The following is a 20,468-nucleotide window of genomic DNA, read 5'->3' as shown; positions in this document are numbered from 1 at the left end:
ATGGAGGGTTTACTAAATTATTTACAGCTGAAAAATCACCCGCTGCCAATTGGTGGTGGGGATATTAATCAGGCATACCGGGTGACAGATGGTACTAAAGACTATTTCTTAAAAGTACATCCCAATATGACTGAAGCTTTCTTTCAGGCTGAGGTAGATGGATTAAAAGCTTTAGGAGAGGTTGTTCGGGTGCCGGAAACTTTTGCGACAGGGGTTCATAATCAAACTGCTTATTTGCTGATGGAATGGATCGAACCAGGCCAAGGAGATCAACGAGACATCGGCAAGGCTTTGGCTGCTATTCATGGGAAGAAGCAGGAGACTTTTGGCTATGGACAAGACAATTATCTAGGATTGTTGCCACAGATCAATACGCAAGGTACAGATTGGTGGTCCTTTTATTTTACTAATCGATTAGAACTCCAAATTGAAATCGCTAAACAGCGAAATCGATGGACAAAGCAGCGTGAACAGGCTTATTATGCGTTAAAGGACCGGGTACTGACTCGCTGGAGTGATTTGCACTTCAAACCGTCCTTGCTGCATGGAGATTTTTGGAGCGGCAATACATTTTTTGATACTCAGGGCCAGCCGGTCTTTGTTGATCCGGCAGTTTCTTATGGTCATCGTGAGTTAGATATTGCGATGGGTCAGCTATTTGGTGGATTTCGACAAACCCTGTTTGATGCCTATCAGAAAATTTATCCGCTGGAACAGGAATGGCAGGAACGGGTTCCAGTTTATCAATTGTATTATTTATTAGTCCACTTGAATCTGTTTGGCGAAAGCTATGGCGATGCGGTGGATCGGATTTTAGGAGGAAAATAGTTGGGCAAAAAATATTCAATTCAGCACGAAGTCGCCTATTATGAATGTGACATTAATCAAACGATGACCTTCCCAGCCATGCTGAGCGTGGTCATCAAAGCTTCCTCTGATCAAAGTGATCAGTTGGAAAGAGGCACAGAGGCCATTAATCAATTGGGTTTAACTTGGGTAATTACTCAAACTGAAATTTCGATTGATCAGCTACCTCGTGTAGGAGAAAAAATAACAGTCGTCACCGAACCGACGGCGTTCAACAAGTTCTTTTGTTACCGCAGTTTTTGGATCTATGATGAAGCTGGCACACAGCTGGTAAAAATTGATATGGCTTTTGTCTTAATGAAGATTAAAGAACGGAAAATGAGCAGTGTTTCTCCAGAACTGATGGAACCTTATGAAGCACCACAGGTGAAAAAGATCCAACGCTGGGAAAAAATCGAACCCGTGGAAAATGGTGAAAGTCAATTGTACCATGTTCGTTTCTATGATTTGGATAGTAATCATCACGTAAACAATGCCATGTATTTTAATTGGATTATTGATGTGCTGGGCTATGATTTTATGGTGAATCATACACCCGTAGCAGCTAAGGTCAAATTCGATAAGGAGATCTTGTATGGCAATGATATTACCAGTGTTTATCAAATTGATGAAGACAATGGGAAAACCCTGCATGAAATTCGAGTAGGAGATCAGCTGGCTTGTGAAGCCAACATTCAATGGAAAACGAAATAAAATAGACCTGAAAGGATGCTACGCTACAGCAAGCGAAGTAATCCTTCAGGTCTGTTTGTTATTCCTCCATAAAGTGTTTCAATTGTTCTTTGGATAAATCAGCATTCATAGCAATCAACAGCTTGATTCGTGCCTTTTGACTATTAATACCGCGGCAGAAGATAACGCCTTTTTCTGCCAATTCAATGCCGCCGCCGTGGTAATCATACACCGGTTCGGCAATTCCATTGAAACAACGGGAAACCAAAACAATCGGCATACTCTTATCTAGCAGGTTTTGCAGTGAAGGCAGAGTGGCAGGTGGTAAATTTCCCGCTCCTAATGCTTCAATCACAATCCCATCAACGCCCATTGCATGATCCAGCAGTTCAAAGAAAGTTCCCTGCATTCCGGCAAAAGCTTTAATAATCGGAATCATAGCATCTATTGAAGCAATGTCGTACCGAGTTGCTGCAGGCAGTTCCTGCATAAATAGGATTTTTGATTTTGTTACTAAGCCAACGGGTCCTAGGGTTGGAGTCCGGAAGGTGGCAACATTTGTGGTATGTGTTTTGGTTACATAACGGGCACTGTGAATCTCATCGTTCATAACCACTAGAACACCTTGACCAATCGCATCTTTACAAGCAGCTACTCGTATCGCACTTTGAAAATTGTACAGACCGTCACTGCCAAGTTCATTAATCGATCGCATTGCACCTGTAAGTACGATGGGCATTAAATTGCCGATGGTGACATCTAAAAAATAAGCAGTTTCTTCTAAGGTATCAGTTCCGTGAGTAATAACCACACAATCGATTCCTTCGGTTTTGGCTTTTTTAATTCGTTCCTTTAAATCAAACATGACTTCAACTGTAATGTGAGGAGATGGCAGATTAGAAAAATCTTCTACCACCAATTCCACATCCTTAGGAACATCCAACTTTTGACCAGCAGCCAATAGTGGATTCTTTTCATCTGGGCGAACGGCTCCGTGCTCATCTTCACTCATGGAGATTGTTCCGCCAGTATGTAAAATTAAAATACGTTTCATTTCATTCACCTGCTTTTTTTATTGTATATTACTTGTAGGAGAAAGGCTCTCTTGCAGATCCTCTTATTGATAAAGCCTTTTTCACTAGAATACTATTTTCTCTCTTTTTTTACTATGATTATTGTATACTATGTAGAAAAGAGTTTGGAGGTCTCTATGATTCGAATTGGATTAACTTCTTTTAATGAACATCAAACGTTGACTGGAAAACCCCGGACAACGTTGTTTGAATATGCTGGATTTTTACCATTGGTGGAATTAGATACTGCTTACTACGGTTTGCCTAGCCGCAAAACAGTTGAAAACTGGCTGTCTCAGGTGCCGGCATCTTTTCGTTTTGTGGTGAAATTTTACTCAGGTTTTACTTGTCAGGAAAAATGGCAGGATCATTATAGTTCCATTGAAGAAATGAAACTGCATTTCCTGGAGGTGATGAAGCCTCTAATTGAAAGCTCAAAAATCTATTGTTTTTTGGCGCAATTTCCGGCACAATTTAAGTGTACGAAAGAAAATGTGGCCTATTTACAAACCTTACGTCAGCTGTTTCCTGATCTGCCGATTGCGATAGAGCTACGAGATTACAGCTGGTATAGTCCGGAATTTAAAGAGAAGACTCATCAATTTATGAAAAAACTGAAATTCAGTTTAGTTATGGTGGATGAGCCGGAGCTCCCGGATACTGTCCCTTTGGATTTAACCGTTACGAATCCAGACTTTAGTTTGTTTCGTTTTCACGGAAGAAACCAAGCCTACTGGAAGAGTCGCGACCCTCAATGGCGTAAAAAACGGACTTTGTATCGCTATAGTGAAGCCGAGCTTTCTGAGCTAGCTGATGCAGTTAGGCAGGTTAATGCTCATAGTCGAGAAGTCGCTGTCATTTTTAACAATAATTCAGGTGGCGACGCGGCCGAAAATGCTTTAAGATTAAGAGAACTACTAGATATTGAAGATGAAGGACTCAATCCAAGTCAATTGGGATTATTTTAAAAAGGAGCAGCCATGATCAAAGCGATTTTTTTTGATATTGATGGAACATTAGTCACTAAACAATCGAAAGCCTTGTACAGTACTCGCTTAGCGATTCAACAAGCCCGTGAAAAAGGGATTATGGTAGGAGTTGCGACCGGTAGAGGTCCGGTTCATTTAGCTGAGCGAATTGACTGTCTGACGATGGATATGTTTGTGACCTATAATGGACAGCTGGTTTATCAAGGGGAAGAGGATATTTACCAGCATGCTTTTGATCCAGATGTGTTAGAGGAAATCGTGACCTTTGCTGATCAGCAGCACCGCCAAATTATTTTTGGTGCCCGCCGCCGAGTGGATGGCAGTTACATTATGCGCTTATCTCAAGTGGCCTGGGTTAAGCGAGTAGCAAGCATGATGCCTCGGTGGTTTCCGGTCCGAACCACTAAAGGCCTGCTGCAATCATTTAGTCCCAACCGCAGCAAAGGGAGGTATGCTCGACTGAGTATTTTGCAGGAGCCAATTTATCAATGTGTTTTATTTAGTGCAGAATCGGAAACGGAAAAGCTGGAGCATCTCTTACCTAACGTAACATTTCAGCGTTCAAATCCTTACTCAGTGGATATTATTCCTAAAGGTGGGTCAAAGCTTTTAGGAATTCACAAATTTTTAGAAGCCAATAATATTGCACTCAATGAAGTGATGGCCTTTGGCGATAATCTAAACGATTTGGAAATGCTGGAAGGAGTAGGTATTGGGGTAGCTATGGGTAATGCGGAGGATGAAACCAAATCCCACGCGGATTATGTGACCGATACTAATGAGAACGATGGTATTTACAAGGCATTAAAACATTTTGAGATTATTTAGGAGGCAACATGGAGGAACAATTTAACCCTTATGAAATGACAAAAAAATTTCACCGCGTGTTTGAACCACAGCCGCCTAAAAAACCAGTTCCTTTTTCACCTGAACAGGCAGCTTTTCGTGCAGGGTTCAAAGTGGAAGAAATTGTAGAGTTTATGTATGGAGCTGTTCAAGGAGATCTGGACTTGTTTGATGATATGGTTGCTCAGCTGCATGAAAATATTGAGCAGGCTAAGACAAAAGTATTGGATAAGCAGGAACCAGTCGAGGACCAGTTGACTGCTGAAGTTGATGCGTTGACTGATTTGCTGTACTTTACCTATGGTTCCTTTGCGTTAATCGGTGTAAATCCCCAACCAATTTTTGAGATTGTTCATCGGGCTAACATGGGTAAGCTTTTTCCAGATGGCAAGCCCCATTACCATCCGGTGACCCATAAGGTGTTAAAACCGGACAATTGGGAGCAGGAATATGCGCCTGAACGATTAATTCAAGCAGAATTAGCCAAACAAAAACGCCAAGATTCTTAATAGAATCTGGCGTTTGTTTGCTTTTTTTAAAGCATAGGTATTCACAACTAACAATCCTGCTAGAGTGACGTTAGCTATATACACTAATTAAGTTTTCGAAGCTTTACTTATTTAATCAAAGAAAGTGTAGTAAAGAGAACGAACTGCTAAACGTTCTTGTTCACCTTGAATAGCAAAGATAATGCTTCGTTCATCGGCACCCTGACTGATCATACGCAGGTTAATGTTCTTACGTGCCAATGCTGCTGAACTCTCAGCTGTAATCCCTGTATGGAATTTCATTCCCTCACCAACCAAGGCAATCACTGAAATATCGTGTTCAATTTCTAAATCATCAGGACAGATACGTTCGTTAATTTCGTTTAGTAAGGTTTGTTCCAATTCAGGGGTCAATTGTGATTCTCTTAAAATCAAAGAGATGGTATCAATTCCTGAAGGCATGTGTTCGAAGCTGATATTTAGCTCTTCTAAAATTTGCAGGACGCGCCGAACAAAACCAACTTCTCGATTTAGCAAATATTTATTAATGGTAATACTGCAGAAGCCACTGTCGCTGGCTACTCCAACCACTCGGTTAGGATTTTCCCGATCATAAGCTTCCTTGATTAAGGTACCTGTACAAGAAGGATTGTTAGTATTTTTTATGACTACTGGAATTTTTGCTTTAAATGAAGGCATTAACGCTTCATCATGGAAAACAGTAAAACCGGCATAGGATAACTCACGCATTTCTCGATAGGTCAGCTGTTCAATTAAAGCTGGCTCGTGAACGTATTTAGGTGTAGCGGCAAAAATACCATCTACGTCAGTAAAGTTTTCGTAAATATCTGCTTTAACCCCAGCTGCTACGATTGAACCGGTAATGTCAGAGCCTCCTCTTGAGAAGGTGCACAGCTCGTCATTTTTGGTATAGCCGAAGAAACCTGGGATCACCAGAATCTCCTCTGTCTCGCGCCATTGATAAATTTTGTCATAGGACTCTTCTAAAATACGAGCATTATGAGGCTCATCTGAAACAATAATTCCTAATTCTTTAGGGTTGATATAGCGAGCTTTCAAGCCTTCATTTTGGAAATAGGCCGCGATTAATTGAGCATTCAAATTCTCACCGGTTGCTAAAAAGCTGTCTAAATCGTAGGGATTTTCTTCATTGAAGTTTTCCTGCAGAGCTTTTAATTCTGCTGTAAAGGCTTCGCAAACACTAGCATCCAGCCCTAATTCCTGAGCGTTGCTGCCATAGCGGGCGGCTATTTCTTCAATGAGTGGAGTAGTATCTTGATTACTGGATACTTTTTCATAATAAGCAATTAATAAGTCGGTGACCTTCTTATCCTCGTCATGACGCTTACCGGGAGCAGACACCACAACAAAGCGTCTTTTAGGATCGTCCTTAACGATGGCTAAGACTTTTTTTAATTGCTCGGCTGAAGCTACAGAACTTCCTCCGAATTTGATAACTTTCACTCTGATCACCTCTTATTTTAATGTGAATCTAATAATATCCGAAAATGCTCGGAACTTCAAGAGCTCATCGCAAGAGAATTGTTGAAAATCAACTTTTTTTGCAGAAATCTTCGTTAAAAACTTCTAATAGAAAAGGAAAGTGAAAGCTCTGTTTTTTTCTGTAAGAAAATCCAAGTTTTACGAACTATTTAGTGATGGAATGAATAGTTTGTGCTATAATCTAGGTTAGATGTTTTTGCGAAAAAACGGATGAATAATCGAACTGTAAATAGTGAACGAACTTATTCTAAACGTCGAAAGGAAAATCATACATGGGAAGTAACGTTATCATTGGTATCGTCATTGGAATTATTATTTTAGTGGCAATACTGTGTTTGATTGGCTATTTAATGAGAAAGAAGAATCAAGAACGGTTAAAAGAACTAGAGAAACGCAAAGAAGCACTGTTCGATCTTCCGGTAGTTGAAGAAGTCGATGAAGTGAAGAAAATGCATCTCGTAGGTCAAAGCCAAAATACTTTTCGTGAATGGAACCAGAAATGGACGGATGTTTCGACTAAGTCATTTGCTGAACTGGAAAGTCAGATTTTTGAAGTTGAAAGCCAGAATGAAACCTTTCGTTTCATGAAGGGCAAATCAGCCATCGAAAGTGCTGAACGGACCATGAAGGAAATGGAAGAGGAAGTTGCGGAAATCCGCGAAGGACTTAAGGAACTGCGTGAAACAGAAGAACGCAATTCTTTAGCCGTACAGCAAGCACTGGATGTCTTTGAGGAATTGAAAAAGGACTTGAAGGACAATCGCGAAAACTTTGGTCATGCTTTACCAGAGATTGAAAAGCAAGTGAAAAATGTTGAGATTGAGTTTACTCAATTTGTTACATTAAATACCTCCGGTGATCCTGTAGAAGCACGAGAAGTACTCGACGATGCGGAAAAACACGTTTACGATGTTCAAGCCATCATGCAAAAAGTTCCAGCTCTTTACGAAGAATTGGAAAAAACTTTCCCAGCACAAGTTGAAGAGATCGAAAAAACCTACAACAAAATGCTAGATGATGACTACGTGCTGCCAGAAGAAAACTTTGAAGCTCGGATTGAACAAGTAAAAAAACGCATGAAGCTTTCTACAGAGGATTTAGAAAAAGTAGAATTAGATACAGTTGAAGCGGCGAATAAAGAAACCGCCAATTTAATTGACGCCTTGTACGACACGTTAGAAAAAGAGTTCGAAGCGAAAAAATACGTCATTACTAATCGCAAAACAGTCAGTGAATACATTCAGCACGCATCACGCAACAATCATCAATTAATGATCGAATTGGACCACACTTCCCAAAGTTATACGTTGAATAACAACGAGTTGGGCCGGGCTCGTGGCTTCCAAACAGAAATCGAAGAATTAGAACGTCGCAATCGCAACATGGAACCATTGATTGACAAGCATGACGTCCCTTATTCTGACATTCAAAACTTCTACCAAGATGCTTTCAAAGTTCTAGACGACATTGAAACCAAACAGGTAGAAATTGATAACGACTTGCAAGACTTGCGCAAAGGCGAACGCATTGCGCTTGAACGAATTGATACGTATGAATTCCAACTACGCAATTTAAAACGTTACGTAGAGCAGCAACGTTTGCCTGGACTTCCTGGTGATTACTTGGAGTTCTTCTTTATCGCAACCGATCGAGTGGAAGAATTAAGCAAGTCATTGAACCGGATTCGAATCAACATGCAAGAAATCAATAAGTTGGTTAGTCTTTGTGATGAAGACATGGAATTATTGGATCAAAAAACCAATGATTTGGTAGATGCGGCAGCATTAACAGAACAAATGATGCAGTACGCTAACCGCTACCGTCATACTCATCCTGAGATTAAAACAGCGATTGAAAACAGCTTAGAGTTGTTTAATAAAGAATACCGTTATCAAGATGCGCTAGATGAAATCGGTACAGCATTAGAACGTGTTGAACCAGGTGCGTTTAAACGTATCGAAGATTTCTACTTTAATAACCGTGAACTTGCTTAACCAGACGCCTGTCGTCTGGTTTTTTTTAAACAAATTTTTGAAATTTCCTTGTTTTGACTACTAAAAAAAGTACCTGTTGAAAAATGAACGCAAAAAAAAAAACGACCCGTCAAAAGGTCGTATTTTGCTATTTAAAAATGTTAACGATGAACAATCCAACTGCAGAAAGTAAACACAGAATACCGATACTGCGAAAAACAATGGTAAGAAAAGAGCTTTGTTTTTTTCTAGATCTGCTTGCTGTTGTTTTAGCTGGCAGCAACATCGAAATAAGCAGAGAAACTAATCCAGCTACCACAATCGCAATCAAATAGAACGGTTCGTTGACAGCTGTTGCGGTTTTGCCTAAGGTTTCTGGTAAACTAGGTGGTTTCGCTTCTTTTAAAGGCTGAGTGCGCTCAATATCTCTATAGCTGGTTGCCAGCTTAGGCATTGTATCAGCAGCTTGCTCTAGGCCTTGACTTAATACCAGCTGATCATCTTGAATTGATAAGGCTGGGTTCTCATCTTTTTTGCTTACCGCATAAAAGTCTTCTGCCAGCTGAATATCTTTACCGTTAATGGTATGGCTTCCTTTAGGTAAAACTAGCTGATATTCGTAATCTTTAAAAGTTTTCTCCAGCAAAGCATTGCCAAAAGGATGCCGATAGTATTCGCCATCTTGATCCGACCAATCGCCTACGCCCAAAATAACTTCGATCAACCGAGTATCGCCTCGTTTAGCTGTTGCAATATAATTGAAAGCACTGCTGGGACCAGAACCGGTTTTCAGACCATCAACACCTTCGATCCCATATTTGGCTCCCGGTAAAGAGTAGTTATAGGTTTCAAAGCTTTCTTCATAAGGAGTCCCAGCCATCGTTGTAACATTTGGCTGATTAGTAAATTCCAATACTTCTGGATGATCATTGATTAAATAGAAAACCATTGTCGCTAAATCGCGGGCCGTAGAAACATTGCTTCCATAAGGATCAAAGCCCTCTGGATTGTAGAGCCCATCAAAGCTGGCGGCAGAAGCACCGCTGCAATTGTAGAAATTAGTTTGCTTCATGCCGATTTTTTGCGCTTTCTCATTCATGCTGCGAACAAAAGCACCCGCATCATTATCAGAAACTGCATTTGCCAGCATGACAGTTGCGACGTTGGAAGAAGGAACCGTAACCATCTTCAATAACTCTCTTACTGGGTATTCGACACCAGCCACAATCTTGCTATTGCTAATGGCATAAAGCTGACTGATCGCCTGATCATTTTCTGTGGCTTTAATAGGGGTATCTAAGGTTAATTTGCCATCTTTTATTGCATCAAAAACTAAAAAAACAGTCATCATTTTTGAGATGCTGGCAGGTTCTCGGGCCATATCGGGATTTTCAGCCCACAAAATTTGACCATGAGTCCCATCAATCACAATTGAAGCTTTGGGCTTATTTATTTCCAATGCTTCGGTATATCCAGCCTGCTGTGTAATGGTAAAAATATCTTCTTCAGCAAAGGCTGGAGAAGCCATACTGGCTAAACCAACTAAAGTTAGTAGTGCAAAAACTTTTTTTATCACAAATTCACTCCATCCGACATGCTTGTTTTTTTCTATTTTAGCATAAGTTGCCGCAAGTTTTTTTGATAATTTCCAAAACAATTGAACTATTTAGTGAAAAGCTTTGCTTGGTGAACAAAATGCTTTGACTGTCCATACTAAAAGAAGATGGAATCATTGTAAATTGGTAAAGTCGCTTGAAGCGCACCTCAATTCCCGTTATAATAGGTAGGAATTTTTGAAGGGAAGTTTTTAAATGATTTATTTTGATAATAGTGCAACTACCAATATTTTTCCGGAAGCACTCGATACATATGTAAAAACCAGTCAACGCATTTTCGGTAATCCTTCCAGTTTACATGACCTGGGAACACAGGCACAACGTTTACTGCAGCAGGCACGGAGGCAAATTGCTGAATTGTTGGCTGTTGAATCTAATGAGATTTATTTTACCAGTGGTGGAACAGAAGGGGATAATTGGGTAATTAAAGGAACTGCTTTGGCTAAAAAAGAGTTTGGCAATCATTTGATTATTTCCAGTGTCGAGCATCCAGCTGTTAGTCGAGCAGCCCGTCAATTAGAAGCTTTAGGCTTTGATGTAAGTGTAGCTCCTGTTGATCAACAAGGATTTGTTGATGTAGATCAGTTAGCTGCACTAATTCGTCCTGAGACTATTTTAGTTTCAGTGATGGCTGTCAATAATGAAATGGGAGCTATCCAACCAATCAAAGCGATTAGTGAATTGCTAGAGGAGCATCCAACCATTCATTTTCATGTGGATGCAGTTCAGGCGATTGGAAAGGTAAACCGTTCAATCTGGCTGACACCACGAGTAGATTTTGCGACTTTCTCTGCTCATAAGTTCCACGGACCACGTGGAGTCGGGTTTATTTATTGGAAACATGGCCGGAAGCTTGAACCGTTGTTAGTTGGTGGTGGGCAAGAAAGTGGTCAGCGCAGTACCACAGAAAACGTACCTGGAATTGTGGCTATGAGTAAAGCGCTGCGGCTATACTTAGAAAAGATTGAACAGCGCCCAGCGCACACTGGAACTATTCGCAAGTATTTAATGGAAGCTTTAGCCAGTTACGAAAAGGTAACAATCTTTTCTGGTGAAGATCAATTTGCTCCCCATATTTTATGCTTTGGAATAAAAGGTATTCGTGGAGAAGTAATGGTTCATGCTTTTGAAGAAAAACAAATTTACATTTCAACTACCAGTGCTTGCTCCAGTCGTAAAAAAGCAGAAAGCTCAACCTTGCATGCAATGCAAGTGCCTGGTGATCAAGCGACTACAGCGGTACGGGTAAGCTTGGATGAGGCTAACACAATGGCAGAAGCAGAACAATTTATGATTGTGTTTAATCATTTATATGAAAAATTTGCGAAAATGAGCTAAGGAAGCGTTGCAGTAAAATTAGAAAAATGAGGAGAATGATTGTGCAATATACAGAAATTATGGTTCGCTACGGAGAGCTTTCCACTAAAGGTAAAAATCGCCGCAGTTTTATCATGCAATTAGCTCAAAACGTACGGGGTGCTTTGGTTGACTTTCCAGCGATTAAGATTCATGCAGATCGCGATCGGATGCATTTAATTTTAAATGGGGAAGATAGCACGCAAGTTATCCCTAAACTAAGTAAAGTATTCGGAATTCAAACTTTTTCGCCAAGTATTCAAGTAGCAAAGAATCCCCAAGACTTAAAAGCAACTACAGAAGAAATTATGGAAGCTGTTTACACAGGCAAAGAAACCTTTAAAATTACTGCTAAACGCAGTGACCATTCTTTCGAAATGGACAGCCATGAGATTCAACAGTTTTTAGGCAATGCGGTGGTGGATCGCTTTCCGGATATTAAGGTTCAAATGAAGCGTCCCGATATTAACCTACGAGTAGAAATTCGGCGGGATGGCGCCTATCTATCCTATGAGACGATTAAGGGAGCTGGTGGTTTACCAGTAGGCAGCAGCGGCAAAGGTATGCTGATGTTGTCTGGCGGGATCGATTCACCAGTTGCTGGATACTTGTCTATGAAGCGCGGTGTGGAGATTGAAGCCGTTCATTTTGCTAGTCCGCCTTATACGAGTGACCAAGCTTTGCAAAAAGCCAAGGACTTAACTGAAAAGCTGACCCCTTATGTTGGCAGTATTCAGTTTATTGAAGTTCCGTTTACTGAGATTCAAGAAGAGATTAAGCAACATACGCCGCAGGGCTATTGGATGACATTGACTCGCCGGATGATGCTACGAATTACCGATGCTATTCGAGAGATGAGACACGGATTAGTGATCATCAATGGTGAGTCATTAGGACAGGTAGCTTCACAAACCTTGCATAGTATGGTGGCAATCAACGAAGTAACCAGTACACCAATTATTCGACCAGTAGCAACAATGGATAAAACCGAAATTATCGAACTAGCTGAAAAAATTGATACTTTTAAATTAGCAATTCAGCCTTTTGAAGACTGCTGCACGATTTTTGCACCCCCGCAGCCAAAGACCCGTCCGAAAATGGACAAGGTTTTAGAGTTGGAAAAACGCTTGGATATCGATGGCCTGATGACACGTTGTTTGGCGGGTTTAAAAATTGAAGCTATTTCAGCAGCTCAAAGTGAAACACAAGTCGAAGAATTTGCTGACTTACTATAAAAGAAAAAGCAGATAGTTTTCTTTCTCTTAAGAAGAAAATTATCTGCTTTCTTTTTAATGTAATTGGTGGGTCTCGATTTCTCGTTGGATATATTCATCAAAAGTTGTAGGCTGTCGACCCAACAGCCAGGTCAATACATTCGCATTGCCAGCGATGCCGTATTCGCCGTAAGTTTCAGACAGCTACTGGAAGGTTTTAACAAAATAGCTGTCATATTTGGCGGTGGGGAAATAATTAATAATCGTTTCCACTGGGATCTGCTGACACTCAGCTGAACGTCCCGTCAATTGGTTGAATTTTTCCACCATGTCGTTCGGCGACAAAAAGTCGGTCCCAACTAATTCATAAGTGGCATTCGCATGCTGCTCAGGTTCAGATAAAACTTTCGCCGCTACTTCTGCCACGTCCACAATATCTACATAGCTTAGTTTGGTAGTCTTAGTGTAAAAGCACTGATAAGCATTTGTGGACCAAACCATCGGAATTGAGAAGTTGTGCATGTAATGCATCGGCTGCAGGATTGTATAATTCAGTTTATCTGATAAACCTTTATAAACCAAATGTTCCTCGGCCTTCAGTTTTTGAGTATGCTGTGGCAAAGTGGACATATTCGGATGTGTGACTGTTATCATGACAAATTGCTGAATACCCGCTGCAACGGCCTCATCTACAAAACGATTAGCAATCTCAGCTTCATCATAAATAAACATCGGTGGAATATAAAGAACTTTGTTACATCCTGCTAAAGCTTTTTTCACATCGTTAACTAATCGTCCATCGCCAACAAAAGTTTCTGCAACTCCCAGTTTTTTTAACTCTTCAACTTTAGGATTAATATCAAAGGCTCGAATCGATAAGCCTTTCTTCACTAATTCCGTGACAACTTGGCGTCCTACACCACCAGCTGCTCCTGTTACTAAAATCATTTGTATTCCTCCTTTTGTTTATGAGAATCCTGCTTGAATTTACGCTATAATCAAACTAAGAGGTGAAGAAGCAGAATGAAAATAGAGTATCTTCAATCATTTGTAACCTTATCTAATACACTAAATTATACAAAGGCTGCCGAAAGACTATATATTACGCAACCCACTTTAAGCCGCCATATTCAGTTATTGGAAACTGAGCTAAATTGTCCGCTAGTTGCCCGTAACACACGGAAGGTGCAGTTAACTGAGGAAGGACGTATCTTTTTAAACTATGCAACAAACATGATCTTTGATTACAATCATGCTACCCAAAAATTGAAGGAAATTCGCCATCAGCCAGAGCATCAGCTGAGGCTTGGTTTTTTACGGGGCGGTACCGATAATTATTTACTGCCGCTGCTTCAGGCTTTTATACAAGACTATCCCGAGTTTGACTTACAGCTGCAGGATGGCACACATGATGAACTGGTAACCGAGCTAAGGGCAGACAAATTGGATCTGTGCATGACTATGTCTACTACCTTGATTGGTATTGAGAAAATCAAGCTGCATGTTGCAGGTAATTTGGCTTTGGTGCTGGTAGTGTCAGACGATCATCCTTTGGCTCAACATCATACAGTAACGTTTGAAGATTTTGCTGAGGAACCGTATCTTTGTGTGGAAAAGCAGCAAACTAAAGCTTGGTATGACTACATCATTAGCCTATTTCTTAGCCAGGGCTACTATCCGCTAGTTAATGACAACTGCTCCAGCGTCAAAACGCTCTTAATGCAAATTGCTTTAGGTAAAGGAATTAGTGTGCTTACGGAAGGCTGCCGCAGTTCAGCCCCTGCCAATGTCCAATTGATTCCGATTGAAAATGTACCTACAATTCAAATGGTATTTGGTTATCGTGAGGATAACGAGAATCCCAGTTTGGATTTATTTATTAATTGGGTGAAGGATTACCTTCGTTAAGTTAAGTATAGGTGACTATTTAGGGATAGTGAAATAGAGAAAAGGCTGGATTTATGCAAGATGTGTATAGGTGGCATTTATAGGCATTCAATGAAAATTTATTAGAAAGCACCGTGGAAAATTTTAAATAAAGTATAGGGCTTAAACTATTTACTTACACTAGCAAGAAAGATTCTATTCTTTCTTGCTTTTTACATTGTAACCAAGAAGCATTCATGTTAGAATAAATATGTGAAAAAATTAACAAAGGAGACCTTCTATGGATCATTTAATTGAAAAACCCAATCTGTCAAAGGCGACGACGAAGCGTTTGTCTTTATATTTACGTTGCTTAAAGGAACTACAAAAAGAAGGCGTACAACGAATCAAATCTTCTGAATTTAGCCAATTGACCCATGTAGGCTCCGCAACGATCCGCCGAGATTTCTCACAGCTGGGAGAATTAGGTCGCAGTGGATATGGCTATGATGTCAATTATTTAATTAGTGTTTTCAGCAGTATTTTAGATACGATAGAGGAAAAACGAATTGCGTTAATTGGTTGTGGAAACTTGGGTCAAGCTCTGGTGAACAATAATTTTCGGCGCAACGATAATTTAAACATTGTTTGTGCATTTGATAACGATCCCGAGAAAATCGGCTTGATTTTCAATGGTGTTGAAGTTTACTCAATGGATCGGTTAGATGATGTTTTGAAAAAAGAGAAGGTTACGGTAGCAATTTCAACGGTACCTAGTCATCAGTCTCAAGCTGCTGTAGAAAAAATTGTGAACAACGGAGTTACAGCAATTTTAAGCTTTGCGCCAGACCCAATCAAGGTACCTGAAGGAGTAACTGTTCATTACATTGATTTAACAACGGAACTGCAAACCTTAATTTACTTTGATGAGTTAGCCCAATCACAGCGAGGATAGGGCTTTACAACTAGGCTGCTTCATTGTACAATGACTCATACGAAGATCAAGAGGAGTACGATTTTTTTCCTGTATCAGAGAGAGAATGATTGGTGGAACATTCTTACAGTAAAGATCGGAAGGTAGCTTGGGAGTAATGTTCTTTGAAGAAAGTAGAAGGGCACGAGTCATGATCGTTATCTCATGTTTGAGCGGCAGAAAAAATTCTGCAATTTAGGTGGTACCGCGTAGATTACGTCCTAAAACACATTCGTGTTTTAGGACTTTTTTTCGTTTTACTGCTTGCATACATACCACTAAGGAGGGAACCAAATGTCTGAAAATTTAGCAACAAAGTTTAATCCGCAAGAAATTGAAGCAGGTCGCTATCAAAAATGGCTGGATGAAGATTTATTTAAACCATCGGAAGATCAATCTGCCAAGCCTTATTCCATTGTTATTCCGCCACCCAATGTAACTGGAAAGCTGCACTTAGGTCATGCCTGGGATACAACCCTACAAGATATGATCATCCGTCAAAAACGGATGCAGGGGTATGATACATTATGGCTGCCGGGGATGGACCATGCTGGAATCGCTACACAAGCTAAAGTTGAAGAAAAGCTTCGGGAACAAGGCATTTCTCGTTACGACTTGGGCCGTGAGAAATTTGTGGATCAAGTTTGGGAATGGAAAGAGGAATATGCTGGACATATTCGCGAGCAATGGAGCAAATTAGGATTATCCTTGGACTATAAACGGGAACGTTTTACTTTAGATGATGGCTTATCAGATGCTGTTCGCAAAGTATTTGTCTCATTATATGAAAAAGATTTGATTTATCGTGGAGAGTATATCATTAACTGGGACCCGCAAGCGAAAACAGCCTTATCTGATATTGAAGTTATCCATAAAGATGTTGAAGGAGCCTTCTATCATTTGTCTTATCCATTGGCTGATGGCAGTGGCACGCTGGAATTAGCAACCACACGTCCTGAGACGATGTTGGGAGATACCGCTGTGGCAGTTCACCCAGAAGACGAACGTTACCAAGATTTTATTGGGAAAACCGTTATTTTGCCTTTGATGGATAAAGAAATTCCGGTTATCGCCGATGAGTATGTAGACCGGGAGTTTGGAACAGGTGTAGTAAAAATTACTCCTGCCCATGACCCTAATGACTTTGAAGTAGGCAATCGTCATAACTTGCCACGAGTAAATGTTATGAATGAAGACGGCAGCATGAATGATCTAGCTGGCAAGTATGCAGGTATGGATCGTTTTGCAGCTCGTAAAGCAATTGTCAGTGATTTAAAAGAGATCGGACGTTTAATTAAAATTGAAAAAATGGTTCACAGTGTGGGTCATTCTGAACGGACCGGTGTGGTAGTTGAACCACGTTTATCTACTCAATGGTTTGTTAAAATGAAACCTTTAGCGGATCAAGCAATACAGAATCAGGAGACCGATGATGCTGTGAATTTCTTCCCGCCACGTTTTAACCAGACTTTCCTAAGCTGGATGGATAATGTTCATGATTGGGTAATCTCTCGTCAATTATGGTGGGGGCATCGTATTCCAGCTTGGTACAATAAGCAAACAGGTGAGATGTATGTAGGGATGGAGGCACCAGCTGATACTGACAACTGGGAACAAGATCCAGATGTATTGGATACGTGGTTTAGCTCAGCATTATGGCCCTTCTCAACCATGGGCTGGCCGGATACAGACAGTGCTGATTTCAAACGCTATTTCCCGACCAATACGTTGGTCACTGGATATGACATCATTTTCTTCTGGGTAAGCCGGATGATTTTCCAAAGCTTGGAGTTTACTGATGAACGACCTTTTGAAAATGTTTTGATTCATGGTTTGATCCGTGATGAACAAGGCCGTAAGATGAGTAAATCATTAGGTAACGGAATTGACCCGATGGATGTGATTGATCAGTATGGAGCGGATGCATTGCGCTGGTTCCTATCAACTGGTTCTGCACCGGGGCAAGATGTACGCTTCAGTTATGAAAAAATGGATGCAGCGTGGAACTTCATTAATAAAATTTGGAATGCTTCTCGTTTTGTTATTATGAATATTGAAGGAGTTACTGTCGATGATATTGATTTATCAGGCGAAAAAACAGTAGCTGATCGTTGGATTTTAACCCGTCTAAACGAAACGATTGAAAAAGTAACTAAGCTATTTGACCAATTTGAATTTGGTGAAGCAGGTCGGCAGCTGTACAATTTTATGTGGGATGACTTCTGCGACTGGTATATTGAGATGAGTAAAGAAATCTTGTATGGTGAAGATGAAACGGCTAAGAAGACTACTAAGAGTATTTTGATTCATGTATTGGATCAAACGCTGCGCCTATTGCATCCAATTATGCCATTTGTAACAGAAACGATTTGGGAAAAACTGCCTCATGAAGGAACTTCATTGGTAGTTGCAGCCTATCCAACCGTTCAGACGGCTTACAACGATGAAAATGCAGCCAAAGGCATGGAAGTATTGAAAGAATTAATTCGCTCTGTTCGCAATATTAGAGCCGAAGTAAACACCCCGTTGTCTAAACCGATCACTTTATTGATCAAAACTAACGATCCAGCAGTTAATGCTTTCTTGTTGGAAAATACCAGCTATATTGAACGCTTCTGCAATCCAGAGGAGCTGGTGATTGACAGTGAAATCACAGCACCAGATTTGGCGATGTCTGCGGTGTTAACCGGGGCTGAAATTTATCTGCCATTAGCTGGCTTGATCAACATCGAAGAAGAAATTCAACGATTAGAAAAAGAACTAGCTAAATGGACCAGTGAAGTAAAACGAGTTCAAGGCAAACTTGCCAATGAGCGTTTCGTTGCCAATGCACCAGAAAAAGTTGTTGAAGAAGAACGTGCCAAAGAGAAAGATTATTTAGAGAAACAAGCAGCAGTTAACGAACGAATTGAAAGCTTACGAACCATTCAATAGGATAAAATGACTAGTCAAAAATGGCTAGTCATTTTTCTTTAACCAAGGTAAAACTCTGTTATACTAGAATCGAGGTGATTAGCAGTGACAATTGAGGAGACAATCGACTGGATTCACAGTCGCAAGAAATTTGGTTCACGTCCAGGATTGGAACGGGTCCAAGCATTACTAGATAAAGCTGGGAATCCTGAAAAACAGGTTCCTGTAATTCATATAGCAGGAACCAATGGCAAAGGTTCAACAGTTGCTTACTCGAGAAGTATGCTGGCAGCTGCAGGTTTGACGGTAGGCAGCTTTACTTCTCCCTATATTGAAGAATTTAATGAACGAATTGCGATTAACGGAGAGCCAATCGCTGATGCTGAGCTGATTGCTTGGGTGGAGCGTTACCAGCCTTTAGTAGATGAGCTAGATGAACAACCGGACATTAGCGGGATTACTGAATTTGAAGTGTTAACGGCATTAGCTTTAGATTATTTTCTGGAGCGTCAGGTCGATGTAGCCATTGTTGAGGTCGGTTTAGGCGGGTTATTAGATTCAACTAACGTTGTGGAGCCGGTATTAACAGCAATTACCACTATCGGTTATGATCATACGGATATACTGGGAGAAACCCTACCAGAAATTGCTCATCAGAAAGCTGGGATTATCAAAGAGAATGTCCCCGTAGTCACTGGAAATATTCCAATAGAAGCTTTAACGGTAATTAAAGAGAAGGCCAAAGCAGAGCAAGCGGCGATTTATCAATACGACAAAGATTATCAGGTAAAGTATTTGCAGCCAGATGGCAATTGGGGTGAACGATTCGATTTTACTTCGGAATCAGGCCGTCTGAGTAAATTAAAAATTAGCTTACTGGGCCGTCATCAAATTGAAAATGCCGGAATAGCCATCATGCTTTATCAATTGTACTGCCAACAAAAGCAGTTGCCTTTCGAAGAAAAAGCAGTACGCAGCGGATTATTAGCTGCTCAATGGCCGGCGCGAATGGAAAAAATCAGCGATGAACCGTTGGTAATTTTGGACGGAGCGCACAATGACCATGCCGTTAAACGTTTGGTTGATAACATGAAGAAGGAATTTGGGCAGTACAATATCCATATTCTATTCTCTGCTTTAGAGACGAAAGATGTGGACAGTATGTTAAAGGATTTGCGCAAAATTCCTCACGGACATCTTTATATTACCACCTTTGATTATCCCAAGTCCTTAAACCTCAGCCGTTATGATGATCAGGAAACAGAGCAGTTTTCTGTTGTATCCTTATGGCAATTTGGTTTAGCAGAAATATTGGAATCAATGGATGCAGAAGATTTATTGTTAGTCACGGGTTCTTTGTACTTCGTTTCTGAAGTACGTCAATTATTATTAAATGTGGGAGGAAGCGATGAAAGAAATTAAGGGAGTTATTTTCGACATGGATGGCTTGATTTTTGATACGGAGGCTATCTATTATCAAGCACAGCAGCAGGCCGCAGACCAGTACAACATTCCTTTTGACAAGGCGTTGTATCGGGAATACATCGGAATTGCTGATGAAGAAGCTTGGGAAAGTTTACATCAGCGTTTTGCTGAGCATGGCAAGGATACTGTGCAAAAGTTTATTGATGATAGTTGGGGGGAGGCGCATCGGATTTTCCATTCTGGTGAAGTAGACTTAAAACCGGGTGTACGAGAGCTGCTGCAATTTTTAGAAGAACACGAGATTCCAAGAGTAGTAGCCTCCAGTAATGTACGTCCTGTGATCGAAATTTTACTGGAGCACGCGGGCATCCGAGATAAGTTCCAAGCGATTGTTTCAGCGGAAGATGTAAAACTGGCTAAGCCTAATCCAGAAATTTTTAATATCGCTCGGGCGCATTTAGGTACTTCAGCAGAGCAAACTTTAGTACTAGAAGATGCTCAACATGGTGTACAAGCAGCAATTGGAGCAGGAATTCCAGTGATCATGGTACCTGATATGATACAGCCTGCCGAAGGATTAGCCCAGCAAACAGCAGCCGTTTTGCCAAGTTTGCATGAAGTAATTGATTATATTCAAAACTAAATTTGACTCCTTTACGTATCTTATAGAAAA

The 20,468-nt window shown here is 40.6% G+C and carries 17 protein-coding genes and 1 other annotated feature; of the genes, 13 read left to right on the top strand and 4 right to left on the bottom strand.

Going from position 1 to position 20,468, the window contains the following annotated elements; genetic code table 11:
* Window positions 1-828 (top strand): fructosamine kinase family protein, encoded by an 828-nt coding sequence (locus I588_RS17175; protein WP_010760036.1) that lies wholly within the window; start codon window positions 1-3, stop codon window positions 826-828.
* Entirely contained in the window at window positions 829-1,560 is a 732-nt protein-coding gene (locus tag I588_RS17170) for an acyl-[acyl-carrier-protein] thioesterase (RefSeq protein WP_010760035.1), read from the top strand.
* A 58-nt stretch (window positions 1,561-1,618) separates the two neighbouring features.
* Here the strand turns inward: I588_RS17170 and I588_RS17165 are convergent, their stop codons facing one another.
* Window positions 1,619-2,593, bottom strand: a complete 975-nt coding sequence (locus I588_RS17165) for an asparaginase (RefSeq protein ID WP_010760034.1) — start codon at window positions 2,591-2,593, stop codon at window positions 1,619-1,621.
* 156 nt (window positions 2,594-2,749) lie between these two features.
* Between I588_RS17165 and I588_RS17160 the strand changes: the two genes are divergently transcribed.
* The 3 genes from I588_RS17160 to I588_RS17150 are packed head-to-tail and all read left to right on the top strand — an operon-like array spanning window position 2,750 to window position 4,956.
* On the top strand, window positions 2,750-3,580 hold the full coding sequence (locus I588_RS17160) for a DUF72 domain-containing protein (RefSeq protein WP_010760033.1): 831 nt from the start codon (window positions 2,750-2,752) through the stop codon (window positions 3,578-3,580).
* 12 nt (window positions 3,581-3,592) lie between these two features.
* Window positions 3,593-4,429, top strand: a complete 837-nt coding sequence (locus I588_RS17155) for a Cof-type HAD-IIB family hydrolase (RefSeq protein WP_010760032.1) — start codon at window positions 3,593-3,595, stop codon at window positions 4,427-4,429.
* An 8-nt stretch (window positions 4,430-4,437) separates the two neighbouring features.
* Entirely contained in the window at window positions 4,438-4,956 is a 519-nt protein-coding gene (locus I588_RS17150; protein ID WP_010760031.1) for a pyrophosphohydrolase domain-containing protein, read from the top strand.
* A 111-nt stretch (window positions 4,957-5,067) separates the two neighbouring features.
* Here I588_RS17150 and I588_RS17145 read toward each other — a convergent pair whose 3' ends face one another.
* Window positions 5,068-6,420, bottom strand: a complete 1,353-nt coding sequence (locus I588_RS17145; RefSeq protein ID WP_010760030.1) for an aspartate kinase — start codon at window positions 6,418-6,420, stop codon at window positions 5,068-5,070.
* Between the two features lie 311 nt (window positions 6,421-6,731).
* Here I588_RS17145 and I588_RS17140 point away from each other — a divergent pair, with 311 nt between their 5' ends.
* Entirely contained in the window at window positions 6,732-8,453 is a 1,722-nt protein-coding gene (locus tag I588_RS17140) for a septation ring formation regulator EzrA (RefSeq protein WP_010760029.1), read from the top strand.
* Window positions 8,454-8,580: 127 nt separating this feature from the next.
* Here the strand turns inward: I588_RS17140 and I588_RS17135 are convergent, their stop codons facing one another.
* The gene (locus I588_RS17135) at window positions 8,581-10,008 is read right to left on the bottom strand and encodes a DUF1958 domain-containing protein (protein WP_010760028.1); all 1,428 of its coding nucleotides are present in this window, start codon (window positions 10,006-10,008) and stop codon (window positions 8,581-8,583) included.
* Window positions 10,009-10,243: 235 nt separating this feature from the next.
* Between I588_RS17135 and I588_RS17130 the strand changes: the two genes are divergently transcribed.
* On the top strand, window positions 10,244-11,386 hold the full coding sequence (locus I588_RS17130; protein ID WP_010760027.1) for a cysteine desulfurase family protein: 1,143 nt from the start codon (window positions 10,244-10,246) through the stop codon (window positions 11,384-11,386).
* Window positions 11,387-11,427: 41 nt separating this feature from the next.
* Window positions 11,428-12,639, top strand: a complete 1,212-nt coding sequence (gene thiI, locus I588_RS17125) for a tRNA uracil 4-sulfurtransferase ThiI (protein WP_010760026.1) — start codon at window positions 11,428-11,430, stop codon at window positions 12,637-12,639.
* A 183-nt stretch (window positions 12,640-12,822) separates the two neighbouring features.
* Here thiI and I588_RS17120 read toward each other — a convergent pair whose 3' ends face one another.
* Window positions 12,823-13,566: an SDR family oxidoreductase gene (locus tag I588_RS17120; protein WP_010760025.1), complete on the bottom strand. Its 744-nt coding sequence runs from the start codon at window positions 13,564-13,566 to the stop codon at window positions 12,823-12,825.
* 75 nt (window positions 13,567-13,641) lie between these two features.
* Here I588_RS17120 and I588_RS17115 point away from each other — a divergent pair, with 75 nt between their 5' ends.
* The 5 genes from I588_RS17115 to I588_RS17095 all read left to right on the top strand — a co-directional run bounded on the left by I588_RS17115 (window position 13,642) and on the right by I588_RS17095 (window position 20,438).
* Entirely contained in the window at window positions 13,642-14,526 is an 885-nt protein-coding gene (locus tag I588_RS17115; protein WP_010760024.1) for a LysR family transcriptional regulator, read from the top strand.
* Between the two features lie 259 nt (window positions 14,527-14,785).
* The gene (locus I588_RS17110; RefSeq protein ID WP_010760023.1) at window positions 14,786-15,439 is read left to right on the top strand and encodes a redox-sensing transcriptional repressor Rex; all 654 of its coding nucleotides are present in this window, start codon (window positions 14,786-14,788) and stop codon (window positions 15,437-15,439) included.
* A gap of 33 nt (window positions 15,440-15,472) precedes the next feature.
* Window positions 15,473-15,684: a binding site (T-box leader), on the top strand.
* 67 nt (window positions 15,685-15,751) lie between these two features.
* Window positions 15,752-18,391: a valine--tRNA ligase gene (locus I588_RS17105; RefSeq protein WP_010760022.1), complete on the top strand. Its 2,640-nt coding sequence runs from the start codon at window positions 15,752-15,754 to the stop codon at window positions 18,389-18,391.
* Between the two features lie 84 nt (window positions 18,392-18,475).
* Window positions 18,476-19,792 (top strand): bifunctional folylpolyglutamate synthase/dihydrofolate synthase, encoded by a 1,317-nt coding sequence (locus I588_RS17100; RefSeq protein ID WP_010760021.1) that lies wholly within the window; start codon window positions 18,476-18,478, stop codon window positions 19,790-19,792.
* Window positions 19,779-20,438, top strand: a complete 660-nt coding sequence (locus tag I588_RS17095; RefSeq protein WP_010760020.1) for an HAD family hydrolase — start codon at window positions 19,779-19,781, stop codon at window positions 20,436-20,438. The genes I588_RS17100 and I588_RS17095 overlap by 14 nt, the downstream gene beginning before the upstream one ends.
* Window positions 20,439-20,468: the final 30 nt, after the last annotated feature.

The organism is Enterococcus pallens ATCC BAA-351 (genome assembly GCF_000407485.1).
GTDB lineage: Bacteria > Bacillota > Bacilli > Lactobacillales > Enterococcaceae > Enterococcus_A > Enterococcus_A pallens.
Note: the sequence above shows the minus strand (reverse complement) of the source record. Positions and strands in the feature narration are given on the sequence as shown.

What these genes read in the sequence shown, in the direction of transcription:
- I588_RS17175 (WP_010760036.1), top strand. Translation starts at nt 1, where the DNA reads ATGGAGGGTTTACTAAATTATTTACAGCTGAAAAATCACCCGCTGCCA.
- I588_RS17165 (WP_010760034.1), bottom strand. Translation starts at nt 2,593, where the DNA reads ATGAAACGTATTTTAATTTTACATACTGGCGGAACAATCTCCATGAGT.
- I588_RS17160 (WP_010760033.1), top strand. Translation starts at nt 2,750, where the DNA reads ATGATTCGAATTGGATTAACTTCTTTTAATGAACATCAAACGTTGACT.
- I588_RS17155 (WP_010760032.1), top strand. Translation starts at nt 3,593, where the DNA reads ATGATCAAAGCGATTTTTTTTGATATTGATGGAACATTAGTCACTAAA.
- I588_RS17150 (WP_010760031.1), top strand. Translation starts at nt 4,438, where the DNA reads ATGGAGGAACAATTTAACCCTTATGAAATGACAAAAAAATTTCACCGC.
- I588_RS17140 (WP_010760029.1), top strand. Translation starts at nt 6,732, where the DNA reads ATGGGAAGTAACGTTATCATTGGTATCGTCATTGGAATTATTATTTTA.
- I588_RS17130 (WP_010760027.1), top strand. Translation starts at nt 10,244, where the DNA reads ATGATTTATTTTGATAATAGTGCAACTACCAATATTTTTCCGGAAGCA.
- I588_RS17120 (WP_010760025.1), bottom strand. Translation starts at nt 13,566, where the DNA reads ATGATTTTAGTAACAGGAGCAGCTGGTGGTGTAGGACGCCAAGTTGTC.
- I588_RS17115 (WP_010760024.1), top strand. Translation starts at nt 13,642, where the DNA reads ATGAAAATAGAGTATCTTCAATCATTTGTAACCTTATCTAATACACTA.
- I588_RS17110 (WP_010760023.1), top strand. Translation starts at nt 14,786, where the DNA reads ATGGATCATTTAATTGAAAAACCCAATCTGTCAAAGGCGACGACGAAG.
- I588_RS17105 (WP_010760022.1), top strand. Translation starts at nt 15,752, where the DNA reads ATGTCTGAAAATTTAGCAACAAAGTTTAATCCGCAAGAAATTGAAGCA.
- I588_RS17095 (WP_010760020.1), top strand. Translation starts at nt 19,779, where the DNA reads ATGAAAGAAATTAAGGGAGTTATTTTCGACATGGATGGCTTGATTTTT.